General features: G+C 38.7%; 10 protein-coding genes. 5 read left to right on the plus strand and 5 right to left on the minus strand.

The features are described from left to right. Nucleotides 1–27 precede the first annotated feature (27 nt). The 3 genes from BN3769_RS06750 to BN3769_RS14455 form a co-directional block, all read right to left on the minus strand. The gene (locus BN3769_RS06750) at nucleotides 28–855 is read right to left on the minus strand and encodes a porin family protein (RefSeq protein WP_068468908.1); all 828 of its coding nucleotides are present in this window, start codon (nucleotides 853–855) and stop codon (nucleotides 28–30) included. 160 nt (nucleotides 856–1,015) lie between these two features. Further along, nucleotides 1,016–1,702 carry an MgtC/SapB family protein gene (locus BN3769_RS06755; RefSeq protein ID WP_068468910.1) on the minus strand — a complete coding sequence of 229 codons (687 nt, stop codon included), beginning with the start codon at nucleotides 1,700–1,702 and terminating at the stop codon, nucleotides 1,016–1,018. A gap of 318 nt (nucleotides 1,703–2,020) precedes the next feature. Next, nucleotides 2,021–3,220, minus strand: a complete 1,200-nt coding sequence (locus BN3769_RS14455) for an amino acid permease (RefSeq protein WP_079989452.1) — start codon at nucleotides 3,218–3,220, stop codon at nucleotides 2,021–2,023. A gap of 831 nt (nucleotides 3,221–4,051) precedes the next feature. On the opposite strand from BN3769_RS14455, the gene BN3769_RS06765 reads away from it, so the two are divergent. The 3 genes from BN3769_RS06765 (at nucleotide 4,052) to BN3769_RS06775 (ending at nucleotide 6,944) form a co-directional block, all read left to right on the plus strand. Beyond that, nucleotides 4,052–5,269: an MFS transporter gene (locus BN3769_RS06765; RefSeq protein ID WP_068468911.1), complete on the plus strand. Its 1,218-nt coding sequence runs from the start codon at nucleotides 4,052–4,054 to the stop codon at nucleotides 5,267–5,269. A 3-nt stretch (nucleotides 5,270–5,272) separates the two neighbouring features. Continuing rightward, nucleotides 5,273–6,484, plus strand: a complete 1,212-nt coding sequence (locus BN3769_RS06770; RefSeq protein ID WP_068468914.1) for an ArsB/NhaD family transporter — start codon at nucleotides 5,273–5,275, stop codon at nucleotides 6,482–6,484. A gap of 196 nt (nucleotides 6,485–6,680) precedes the next feature. After that, nucleotides 6,681–6,944: a YkoF family thiamine/hydroxymethylpyrimidine-binding protein gene (locus BN3769_RS06775; protein WP_154017847.1), complete on the plus strand. Its 264-nt coding sequence runs from the start codon at nucleotides 6,681–6,683 to the stop codon at nucleotides 6,942–6,944. A 75-nt stretch (nucleotides 6,945–7,019) separates the two neighbouring features. Here the strand turns inward: BN3769_RS06775 and BN3769_RS06780 are convergent, their stop codons facing one another. Further along, nucleotides 7,020–7,886: a hypothetical protein gene (locus BN3769_RS06780; RefSeq protein ID WP_154017848.1), complete on the minus strand. Its 867-nt coding sequence runs from the start codon at nucleotides 7,884–7,886 to the stop codon at nucleotides 7,020–7,022. 178 nt (nucleotides 7,887–8,064) lie between these two features. Here BN3769_RS06780 and BN3769_RS06790 point away from each other — a divergent pair, with 178 nt between their 5' ends. Together BN3769_RS06790 and BN3769_RS06795 are read left to right on the plus strand one after the other, a co-directional pair. Continuing rightward, the gene (locus BN3769_RS06790; RefSeq protein WP_154017849.1) at nucleotides 8,065–9,525 is read left to right on the plus strand and encodes an esterase/lipase family protein; all 1,461 of its coding nucleotides are present in this window, start codon (nucleotides 8,065–8,067) and stop codon (nucleotides 9,523–9,525) included. Between the two features lie 217 nt (nucleotides 9,526–9,742). Continuing rightward, nucleotides 9,743–10,990 (plus strand): hypothetical protein, encoded by a 1,248-nt coding sequence (locus BN3769_RS06795; protein WP_068468923.1) that lies wholly within the window; start codon nucleotides 9,743–9,745, stop codon nucleotides 10,988–10,990. A 152-nt stretch (nucleotides 10,991–11,142) separates the two neighbouring features. Here the strand turns inward: BN3769_RS06795 and BN3769_RS14460 are convergent. Beyond that, a protein-coding gene (locus BN3769_RS14460) for an IS5 family transposase (protein ID WP_154017850.1) occupies nucleotides 11,143–11,915 on the minus strand; the annotation gives its coding sequence in 2 pieces (ribosomal slippage) (nucleotides 11,143–11,549 and nucleotides 11,549–11,915; 774 coding nt in all). Nucleotides 11,916–12,108: the final 193 nt, after the last annotated feature.

Genomic DNA, 12,108 nt, shown 5'->3' on the forward strand with positions numbered 1-12,108 from the left:
ACAATTTTCAAATGCCTGCTTAAATGGCTAGAAAGGGAAGACCGTTGAGAGACCCCAAGTATAAAGATTTATCCATCTAGGATGAATATCGGGAAGGGTTTTATCCGTCCTCCATTGCCAGTATAGAGCTGCAGATGCTGCATCGGGAGATAGATCTAGCATTATTCCAATTCTAAATCGATTTTGGTACCAGCCGCCTACAAGGCCTGTCGGGTGTGATTGATGGTAGGTATTCTTTCTAAAAAACCATTCATTGGCAATGAAGGGATTGATATTCCAACGCGTGATTTTCCAAGGCGTGAAAATAGTTAGCCGATGTCTATATAACGCATAGTCTTTGTAGTGATTTTTGCAATAATGGTGAAGCTCTCCTCGCAAGCGTTGTTGGATGCGCCATCCCCATTTTGATAAAACGAGGTCGGCCTGTAACATGCATTCACTGATATAGACCCATTGATAATGCCCTTCTGTGTTTTTTTGGAATTGATAAACGGCGTTATAGGCAGGCCCTATTAAAAAACTTGAGACGATTTTATCCGCATATTTTTTTAAGAATCGGGTCATATCATATTGGAGGGTGAGTGTGTATTCCTGATACCATAATTTGCGATAATCATTCCCCCAGCGATGCTCGGTATGGAAGCGCATAAAGAAATTCAGAGGCAGATGTTTTTCAAAATTATTATCAAACCAAAATCCATGGTCATTGTTGGCATTTAATTTGCTCCATTTGCTTTCAATGGCCTCCGCTGTCTGGACAGTGGCTATCGCTTCTTTAGGGGAAAAAGCCCCTTCTAGTAGAGCAAGGGGAATAAAAAAATAAATCAAGCTAAAAAAGCCTAGCGTTTTTTTCATTAACCTACTCAACAGATTGCAGATTCTATTAATAGGAGCGGTTCATAATAGGAATCAAAATGTTTCATAGGCAATTAAATGATTGAATCTTCGGTAAAGGAAGAGAATAAAAAAAGATGCTTGCGTTTTGAAGAGTATGCGATTCGATGACAGTCTCTCCTTACTCTAAAATTTCAATTTTCTCAATACCCGGTATATTTTTGATTTCATCAGCAAGTTTTAAGCAATCATTTTTTATATTGAAATTGAAAACCAAATAAATCACATCCTCTTCGTGTTCGGTTTGGATTTGCAGGGTTTTTAATTGAGACGATAAATTTAAGGTCGTCAAAATTTCTTCTAGTTTTACTAAAGAGATTCTTGGTTTAATTAAAAGTCTAATATCTTTCTGGGTATTTCTAAAAAATCTATTCTCAAGAGGCTTGAGCACAGCTAAAACGATAAAAATTAAAATAGCGGCAGTGAATGCAACAAAATAGAGGCCTCCTCCAACCGATAGGCCTAATCCGGCTACAGCCCATAAGCTAGCCGCGGTTGTGAGCCCTCTAATCTTTTCTTTATAAAAAAGAATGGTCCCTGCCCCCAAAAATCCAATTCCGCTCACTACTTGAGCGGCTATTCGGGAAGGATCCAAGATAACATTTTGCCTTTGTAAAATGTGGTGAAAGCCATATTGAGACACTATCATAATAAGGGCAGAGCCGATGCACACTAACATATGCGTTCTTAGGCCTGCAAATCGGCTTATTTTTTCTCGTTCAATTCCAATTAAACCGCCAAATAAGGTGGCCAGAGATAGGCGGCAAATAATTTCAAAATAAGAGATGGATATATCAGGGGCTGTCATGATAAAACTTAAAAGTCAGCGTTCGTAAGATTCAAATTGCCTTTAACCAGCAAAAATATTTATAGCATCGAGCGCATTAGATACCATTAAATAATTTTAAATTCTATAAAGTTTAAAATATAAAGTTTTCGATCGCGTTTCTTTGCGCATGCTGGGCATTTGCATAAAAATGGCCTGCAAGCCCTATGTGGTGATTAGAGGTTTTCCTTAGAGCATATCGCCGATCCGCTAATGGCCCGGATTCAAATAGGGACTCATTGCTTAATTGGCAATACGCTCTAGACACCGTTAAGACAGATAAATTTCCTTTCTATTTAGCTAAGCCATATTGATTAGTTCGCCAATAATAACGGTTATGCCTACAAAGAGAGAAAGTCCAATCAGCGGTTTAGCCTTTAATTCTTGGTAAAATAATTTGTCTGATTTTATTTTTCTAAACAAGTAAAGGGGAAGTAAAATGGCAATGACCGCCAAAATCATACCGGCGAAACCTAAAACCGTAATAAAAGCATCGGGAACGTAGATGGCCACTAAATACGCTGGCAAAACGGTAATGGTTGCAGCAAGCGCTCGGCGTAGCGCAGAATGGCCAATGGATTTAGGCAGCATGCCTTCAATCGCTTCGCAAAGGCCAATTCCCACACCAAGAGCCGATGTTAAAACGGCAAGAATGGAAATCCACCACACCAATAGCTGAATCGATTCCCATTTCGCAACATTGCTAAGAGCTTGAATTAATTCACCAACTTCTATTTTTCCTTCAACCATTTGATTATAGAAAAGAGGGTTGTCATGATAAATCACGCTTAGAACGCTGCTATTCCATACGATATATACAAGGGCTGGAATGAGGCTTCCCCAGAAAAAGGCTTGCTTAAGGGTGTTTGGGTTTTTATCACAATAATTTGTCAAAGTATGGAAGATGACCTGAAAGCCAAAAGACGTAAAAACAACAGGAATCAAAACCATCCAAATGGATATGTCCCCAGATTTATCGGAAAATAAAGGCAAATGAGACCAATCAATTGCTACTGCAAGACCGGCAATCAAGATGGCAATGACCGCCAGCAGTCCTATAAATAACAAACGATTAACATAATCAATGAGTTTTAAAGGCAATAGCAAAAGACCTAGGATAATCAACGCATAGCCAGCAGCCACTTGATTGAAAGAGCCGCTCTTACTAGTGCTGATTAATTCTTGTATCACAGAGCTTCCTCCATAAATAAAGACAGCAAGCAAAGCAAAAGAAAGCATTTTTAAGCTGATGGTTCCTGCTAATTCAGCGCCTTTTCCGGAAAAATGCCTGCCTAAATGGCCCAGTGGCAGGCCTTGGCCAATTTGCAAATTAAGCTCCAAATTAATCAAAGATGTGTAGTACATCATGAACCAGATAAATAACATCAACAAGATACTAGGAATAAGCCCTAGCTTTGCCAATACTAAGGGGAGGGCAATCATGCCGCTTCCTAGACAAGTTCCTGCAATTAACAAAATAGCGCCCGTTTTTTTATGCATAATTTTTTACCTCAAATAGCTAACCGGGCAATAGAGGCCTGTGGATTAAGCGTCTCTACCGCATGGTAAGAAATGGTTTAAATTGGTTTATTAAAGGAACAAAATTTGATACGACAATCAGTTTGGGTCTTGTTAGCTAAAAAAATGACTAAATCGGAAAAAGAAGAGGGTAAACGCATCTATAGCGTGATAAGAAAAAGGGGAATAAGCAGATTGCTTATAGGTAGAAAGAACGATGGGGAAAAGGCAGGGCCTATGACAAAGAGTTAAGGCGAAGTTTTTCATTGTTTATTCCTGATAATTTAATTTTTAATAAGCTTGCTTGCTTGAAACTTCGGCTGCTAAATCGATGATAAACTGTGATGATCATAAAGACTCCTATTTGTAAAAAAATTGCACGTTATTTCAGGACAAAAAAAAACCCGCTTTTGGCGGGCTTTATTTACTTGTCATGTTTTACAAGCGTTAACAATCCTCCCGCCTCAAGGGTATAGAATAAAAGAAAAAGAAGTAGGCAATTGGTGTGCAACGCATGTAATGTAAAACCTGATTAGAGGGTAAGGCTTCATTTTATTAAACACGTGCGTTCTTTGTCAATGCCAAGTTGCTATCCCTCTGTTTAGAGTTGCCTTTAAGAGAAGGCATTAAAATCGCTAATGGACTAGATTTACCCTGATTTTTCCATCGGTCAATCAGAAAAAAATCCGAATAGGGAAGGATTGCCTAATTGGCAGCACAATTCAAACTCAGGTTAATAAATATTTTTTTTGTCTTTTGCCAAATTAAAAATGGCTATATACAAAGATTAAAACTTTACGCTTAAAAATCTGAATGCCTTCAAATCACATTCCTTCTTTGCGCACGCTTTTTGGGCTTAATTGGATGATATTTTGCCTATCGGATGTGCGTCCCGGAATCGGGCCGTTTTTATCTATCTTTCTGGCATCTATGCCGGAGTGGAACACAAGCCGCATCGGCCTTGCTCTTGGAGCAATGGATTTGATGGCTGCGATTAGCCAAGTTCCAAGCGGATGGCTTGTTGATTCCCTCAAGATTAAACGTTTTCTTATTTTTCTGGCTTGTCTTGCAATCTCAGTGGGATGTTCACTCATCTTGAATTTTCCTAAATTGGTTCCGGTCATTTTCGCCCAAGCCTTAATTGGCATAGCGGCTGCTCTTCTTCCTCCAGCTATTGCAGCCATTACACTGGGGTTGGTGGGGAGGCAATCTTTTCCCAAACGCATAAGCATTAATGAAACATGGGGGCATGCGGGAAATGTCATTACGGCTGCTAGTGTAGGAATTGTGGGGTACTTGCTTGGCCATCAGTGGATTTTATATATGGTCATCGTCTTTGCTAGCGGGAGCATTTTTTTTCTCGGCTTTATTAATCCTAAAGAAATCAATCATCGGGTTGCGCGAGAACTGCCTGAAGAAAATCGGCAGCCTTTGGCTCCTATGCCTATTTCCCAACTATTCAAAGAAACGCATTTGTTAGCCTTTTGTTTTGCTTGTTTTCTTTTTCACCTTTCCAATGCAGCTCAGCTTCCCTTAGTCGGGCAATTTTTATCAAAAATGAATCCCAAGATTGATTCTCTTTTTATGGCCGGATGCATCATCTTAGCGCAATTTGTCATGATAGGAGTGGCTTATTCGACAGGATTCTTAATGAATAGATGGGGGCGTAAGCCAATCTTTTTGCTCGCTTTGGGCGTTTTGCCCATCCGTGCGCTCTTATATACGCTGACTGAAAATCCCATACTTCTTCTCTCTATTCAATTATTGGATGGAATAGGAGCTGGCATTTATGGCGTCATTGCCGTTATCATTATTTCTGATATAGCTAAGGATACCGGAAGGTTTAATTTTTCTTTTGGTTTAATGGCTTTGGCCCAAGGGGCGGGTGCTTCTGCTAGCAATATTCTAGCGGGATATATTGCCAATCAGTGGGGGTTCAATACGAGTTTTATCGTCCTTGCTTGCATCGCTATTGCAGATTTATGCTTTTATGGATTATGTCTGCCTGAAACCAAAAATCAGAAGGCTTAAAAGATGGAAGTGGGTGCTCTACTGATTTTTGTCCTCGTTTATCTAGGGATGATTTTGGGATTTTGGCCAGGATTTGCCCTAGATCGCACAGGAATCGCTCTTCTAGGAGCCATTGCGTTCATTGAATTGCAGGGCATCTCTATTTCGCAAGCCGCCAGTTATATCGATCTTTCGGCACTTGCCATTCTTTTTAGTTTTATGATTATTTCTGCCCAATTTTTTTATGGGGGATTCTATACCTATATTGTCGATAGGATGGGAAAAGGAAAACTGACACCTTCTCAGTTGCTTTTAGCTGTCATTTTTATTTCCGCCGGCCTTTCTGCCGTATTGATCAATGATATCGTTTGTCTAGCGCTCACTCCCTTGATAATAAAAGTCTGTTTTCAAAAGAAAATCAATCCCATTCCCTTTTTGCTAGGGCTGGCTTGTGCATCAAATATTGGATCGGCTTTGACTCTTATTGGGAATCCCCAAAATTTATTAATAGGGCAAGTTCTGAATATTCCTTTTGCTCACTATTTAAAATTCTCTCTGATTCCATGCCTATTAGGCTTAATGGGGACGTGGATGGTGATTAAGCTTCAAGTTAAAGGGAAGTGGTTTCATGAAAATCATGCCATTGATCTCGAGGCCATTCCTTTTGACTGGTGGCAAAGCACAAAGGGGATTGCAACTATTTTGATTATTCTCCTTATTTTTCTTTTCACCGATATGCCGAGAGACCAAGTCGCTTTAATCGGAGCAGGATTTTTGTTATTAAGTCGAAGAATGGCTTCACAAACCATGCTAAGCTTTATCGATTGGCAGCTGCTTGTTTTATTCATCGGTCTTTTTATTGTAAATAGAAGCTTTTTAAGCACTAATCAAGCCGATTATTTTTTGAATTCATTGAAAACTTACCATATTGACCTCCAATCGCCCCTTTCACTGACTTTAGTCGCATTTATCCTTTCTAATCTTGTCTCAAACGTACCTGCCGTCATGCTGCTCCTGCCTTTTGTCAATACGGATTCTAACGGTTCTCTTTTAGCGTTATCGAGCACGTTGGCTGGAAATTTATTTATAGTAGGCAGCATTGCCAATCTGATTGTCATTTCTCAAGCCGCTCGTTTTGGAATCAAATTGAATTGGAAAATACATGCGAAGGTCGGCTTTCCCGTTACTTTAATTACTTTCTTGCTTGCAGGCGGGTGGCTCTATCTAACGGCTTAAAGTTAAAATGAATAGGATTATTAGTGAAACAGAAATAAAGTCTCATGTGAGTGTTAGGAGTTTTAAAGAAAAATTTTTCTTGTGATTTATAGAAATAGTTCATGAAACTAAGAGAAGAAGCCCCTATAGCACAAGCTGCCTTATTGGAAATAAAAATTTAACCGAAGCAACAGATGTTCACGCTGTTCGAGGAGGCATGATGCGCATTACAGCTGAAATTAGCTTGTATCCCTTTACAGAAAATTATGGCCCGCCAATTAAAGCTTTCATCGAGCGTTTAAAAGCCTATAAAAATCTTGAAGTTGTCACTAATGCAACGAGTACCCAAATTGTTGGCGAACATGCTGACGTATTTGAAGTATTGTCCAAAGAAACGGCCTATACTTTTTCTGAAGAGAAATCTGTATTTGTTATTAAGATTTTGGGATTTGAGCGCGATATCCAGCATTATCCAAGATAGCTTGAGGCCGATAAGGCTTGGATATTTTAATGATAAGCTTTATTGCCATTAAATGCTGTTACGATTGGAATCCTCTTAATCCTGCGGAATTCCTTTTTGAATTAACTTATCCAAATGCGCCTGCATCGGAACGGACAAGTATCTTTTTAGCTGGTTGAAATCGGGCTCTCCATTAAAATAGCGCTCCGTATCAACGAAGGCGATTTTCCCCTCTTTAGTGAAAGGCATATTTCCAATATAGATGCAATCCGTCAATTGGCATTCCATGAGAACGGTGTAAAGGTCATTTAATAAGGAACGCGTCATTTTCAATTTATAGGCCTTTGCATTATCCTGGTGATTCAGAATATGCATATCTTCTACGACCAAAATGAAGTTTTTGCGGTTATAAAGGCCATTTGAAGGAGGGGATGGCTCTGCGGGCAAGGGATAAATCCATTTCCTTGGCAGAGCAAATCGAGTAAAGCCATGTTTTTTTAAGCAAGCTTGGATGACTTCTACGCCTTTAATGCGATTCAGCCACATGTACCAGTCGGAAACGGCAAATTGGCTATCTAAGTAGACTTTTACAAGATAGCCTTTAAGGTCCTTATGGCCTGTCACAATGGCATTAAAAGGACGATTGCGACGAGTAATGCTAAATCCAGCTCCGACAAAGGTTTCTTCCGAAAGCGTAACGCGCTCTCCATGAAAGAGCTGATCGAGTTTTTTCTTGATTGGATGGTTAATTGGCAAAAAATAAGGCTTTAACTGTGCCCACAGCTCAATTGGAACATAAGGATTATAAGCATAATCGGTTGTTCTAGACTTATCTTTCCTTCTCTCAAGCAATCCTGTTACAGGTTCTGCTACTTCAAAAACTTCCTCTGCAGAATCTTGAGCGGGCAAGAAAGGCTGAACGCTGCCGAATAAAATACAAATTAAAAGAAAGAGCTGTCGCATATGCATGGCGTGTGGAATTGAAATATAAAATTGAATACGATCTTTTCTAAGCTTGTATTGGCTTCTCTAAATAAGCTTTTTTCATAGCAAATATTTATAATTAAAAGATAAAAAAAAAGATATATTCCAGATATAGGCATTAGCAGTTTTAAGAATCTTCTTAGAGATAGGCAAATCAATGAAAAGAATGCATGGCTTTTTTTTATCGGTTTTGCTGTTTCTATGCATGCCTCTTAAGGCATTTGCAGGTGGAAGTCCGTCTGTCCCGGTATTATTTATCCCAGGATATGCAGCTTCTTCGCCTGTTAGAGGGGAAATAATGTCTTTTGTTTTTAATCGAGGATTTCCTCCTGAAAAGCTCAAACTATCCCCTTCCTATGATACGTTAGTGCGTACTTTAAAAAGAGCTGGATATAAGGAAGGCAAAACTTTTTTCGGGGCGGTTTTTGATTGGCGCATGACAATTGCTCCGTTGGATGGACAATTTGATGGAATGCTCAGTCATTTAACGGCTGAATTATTGACGAGTGAAAATTATTCTTATGCCGTCAATTATCTGGGCTATTGGCTAGCTCAGGCGGTCCAAGCAAATCCAGGCCTCGAATATGTCGATATTGTCACGCATAGTACAGGCGGACTTATTGCCCGGGCGTATATTCAAAGCCCGGCCTATGGGGCTTTATATAGGGATAAGCAAGGGATTGTTAGACAGCTTCCTAAAATTCGCTACTTGATTTTAGGCGCCTGCCCTAATGAGGGAACTGTCCATACATGGCGTCCTTGGAATGGAGATTTTCAAGATGTTTTGAGTGGATTCATCCCTACAACAGAAATCGAAGGTCGTCTAGCTGCAATTGCATTTAGTGCGGTTACTTTAGGCAAAGACATTTCAGGGCCAGATTATACAATTAATCGAGACTCCATCTTAGCTGTAGATGAATCAGGTCGGCTCATTCCAGATGAGACTCAATTTTTCCGCCTGTATGATCCCATGCGCCAGTCTTTAATGCCGACTTATAATTTCTTGCTTACGCCAGGAGGGACGGCTCTTTCTAATCTCAATGATTATCCCGCTTTGCGATCGAATTTACTTTTGGACTTGAATGCCCTATCTGTGCCCGGAAATAATCCTTGGCTATTTCGCGTAGGAACAGCGACAGGGCAGGGTGGAGCCATAGCGACCTATGCAATAGGCGCACGGGAAAAGACCAGCTTTTTAGACTTTATCATTCCCGGACGCATCAATCAAAATCCCTTTATTTCCACTCTTACCACTGTGATCCAACTAAGCAATCAAGAAGGAAATTATCTTCCTTTATTAGGATTGCTCAAATCAAAGCCATCCGTAATTTCCATTTCTCGTTCTCCTTTTTTTCGAGTCGGTGACAAAGAAATTTCTCAGCCTCTATCTGGGGATGGGAATGGCGCCTTTTTTTCCCTTCTTAGCACCTTTGCCGGAGATCCAAACATTACATTGGTTCAATGGGGAAATGGCACTCCTCCAGCCAATATACCTGCAGAGTTGGTTTGGACAAAGGAAACTAATTTTCCCGTTTATCACGTCGTGTTTTTCTTTAATCCTGATGTAGCCGCCTTTGTAGCAAGCACACTTACGGGCGGGCAGGTTCTTCCCGAATAAGCTTAACAGCTTTTCTTAGCGTTATAGAACCAGTGGCATTCTCACTGATCCTATAGACTTAAATTTTTCTATTTTTTTTAGTTAATAATATTAAAGTTTTTTAATAAACAATAACTTATTAATTGTGTTTGTTTTAAATTATTGTTTATTAATAGCTGAATGGTTATAATTGTCTTTTAATTTGTTTGTTGATTATTTTTAATAAAAAGAGAGATGTATGTCTGTATTAAATGATTTAAATCGATTAAGTAATTGTAGATATTCTGTTTCTAATTACAATGAAAATAAATCTGCTGTTTTTAATTTTTTACATAAAATTAAAGGAAATGCAGACATAAAAGCATCTGAATTAAAAAAAATACTGACAGTGATTGATCCTATTTTAGAGAAGTTAAGCGATAATCAAGTCCAAATTAAAAATGAAAAATTGAAGGGAAAATTAACGTTTTCTTTGATTTATCAATTTAAAATCGCCGTGCACTTTTTTAAAAAACTGTTTTTTGGCGATCATCGCTTGCATCACTTGCAAGCGATGAGAAATGAAATTGCCAAGGAAAGTAAATTGACAAATTTTAAAAAAACAACAGCACTAAACAAATTTCGCACGATCGTAAAAAAATTACAAAAAAATATTGCTTGTGGAGTTCTTGTTCCCAACTCTATGCTTTTGGATAAAAACTATTGGATGGAAACCCTAGGAATGGAACTTATTATTGGCAAGGAGAGAATTAGAGGCCATCTTTATACAGGTTACCTAACTTCAGGGGAAAACTATCTAAAAAAATGGCAGACAGAGAAAGATGAGAGGGGCGTTTCCTATCACGAACAGTATTCTTTTCAAGACTATCTCAATGCCATTGTCATTCCGAGACTTAATCCAGATGAACTGAAAGCTTTTAGAGAAAAAATTTCCGTCGTTGAATATTATACTCCTGCCGAATTAGCTTCTTTGGAAGCGCAATTTGATCAGAGTGGAAACATCTGTACAAGAAGTCCTATTTTAAATGCATGGGTGGAACAGCAAGCAAAGCAAGGGCAATCCCCTCAAGTTTTTTCTGATTTTTATGCAACCTGTTCTTCGGTCGTCGAGAGCAAAGAGCTGGAAAGACTAACAAATCAAACTTACATGTATATTCTAGACCATACAGGCCGCCTTTTTGTGCAAATTAAGAATAGAGGAAAAACCAATCACACGAGCTTGTCGAATGGGAAGGCGATTTTAGCTGCCGGCAGCTTTAAAGTAAAAGAAGGACGAATTACAGAAATTGACACTTTCAGCGGGCATTATAAACCGACTAAAGTCCAGTTAGTGACGCTGCTTGAATGTCTTAAGAAAGCTCAAGTTGATATTAATGCCATCAAGCTGACTTACGTAGATAATTATCAAGTTCAGCCTTGGATAATTAAGGAAGTCATGCCGGGCCAGGTCGAGCAATGGCTTGAGCAGCACTCTTCTCTTACTTAGCTCTTCTTGTCGTCTCCAATAAGGCTAAGTTAAATTATTTTAATGCTCTTTAAATAAAGCATCTAATTTAAAGAGTCTTGAATTTTCAATTAATTATTGCTATTCTGATGAATAATCAATTCTTAAAGGAAAGGTACGCCCTAAGAGGGTGTTCACAAAACCTTCATTCTTGCCAGCATTAGCCTAGACATACTTAGATAAATAAAACTTTCGCTACTACTAGTTCTGTATTCATAGTCTTTACTTAATCTTCTATATCTGCCAATCCAAGCAAATGTACGCTCAACAACCCATCTTCTTGGTAGAACTTTAAATTGCTTATCTGTTCTCTTGATAACCTGAATATTAATTCCATATTGTTTAGCATATCCAAACGCATCTTGATAGCCGGCATCTAGCCAAATAAGCTTAACTTTCCTTCTGGGGTTTTTCCAGCTATCTAAAATCCCAAAAAATCCCTCTTGATCACTCAAACTAGCCGATGTAACAAACGCCTTAATTAAAAGTCCTTGAGTGTCAACCAATATATGACGTTTTCTTCCTTTGACTTTCTTTGCCGCATCATAGCCTTTAATACCCCTTTTTCTGTTGTCTTTACAGATTGGCTATCCGCTATAGCTGCTGAGGAACTCTCTTTTCGATCTAAAGCTTTACGCAGCGTTTGCCTTAAAAAGGCATTCATCTTTTCAAAAAGACCAGCTTTTTTCCATCGATCATATTGAACATACACAGCCCTCCAAGGAGGAAAGTCATGAGGTAAATGCCTCCATTGACACCCTGTTCGCAATACATAAAAAATCGCGTTTAATATTTCTCTACGGTCATATTTTAACGGCCTGCCTCTTTTGATATTTTCTCTTCTAAAAAGAGGTTCAATTACTTGCCATTCTTGATCTGTTAAATCATCGGGATATTTTTTTCTCATTTTGGTTCACCAATCAGACTTTTAGCTTATAAATTAACTAAAATTTGATTTTGTGAACACCCTCTAAGAGCCTGTTAAAAAACCTTATTTTCAATTATCCTTTATGAGGATTCATGAGAGGATTTTGAATGAGAAAGAAATATTCTAGCGATTTATCGGATGAGGAGTGGCAACTAATAGAACACTTATTTCA

It is taken from the genome of Candidatus Protochlamydia phocaeensis, assembly GCF_001545115.1.
In the GTDB taxonomy this organism is placed as follows: domain Bacteria; phylum Chlamydiota; class Chlamydiia; order Chlamydiales; family Parachlamydiaceae; genus Protochlamydia_A; species Protochlamydia_A phocaeensis.

Coding starts and splice junctions, on each gene's coding strand:
- BN3769_RS14455 (WP_079989452.1), bottom strand. CDS start 3,220: ATGCATAAAAAAACGGGCGCTATTTTGTTAATTGCAGGAACTTGTCTA.
- BN3769_RS06765 (WP_068468911.1), top strand. CDS start 4,052: ATGCCTTCAAATCACATTCCTTCTTTGCGCACGCTTTTTGGGCTTAAT.
- BN3769_RS06775 (WP_154017847.1), top strand. CDS start 6,681: ATGATGCGCATTACAGCTGAAATTAGCTTGTATCCCTTTACAGAAAAT.
- BN3769_RS06790 (WP_154017849.1), top strand. CDS start 8,065: ATGAAAAGAATGCATGGCTTTTTTTTATCGGTTTTGCTGTTTCTATGC.
- BN3769_RS06750 (WP_068468908.1), bottom strand. CDS start 855: ATGAAAAAAACGCTAGGCTTTTTTAGCTTGATTTATTTTTTTATTCCC.
- BN3769_RS06755 (WP_068468910.1), bottom strand. CDS start 1,702: ATGACAGCCCCTGATATATCCATCTCTTATTTTGAAATTATTTGCCGC.
- BN3769_RS06770 (WP_068468914.1), top strand. CDS start 5,273: ATGGAAGTGGGTGCTCTACTGATTTTTGTCCTCGTTTATCTAGGGATG.
- BN3769_RS06795 (WP_068468923.1), top strand. CDS start 9,743: ATGTCTGTATTAAATGATTTAAATCGATTAAGTAATTGTAGATATTCT.
- BN3769_RS06780 (WP_154017848.1), bottom strand. CDS start 7,886: ATGCGACAGCTCTTTCTTTTAATTTGTATTTTATTCGGCAGCGTTCAG.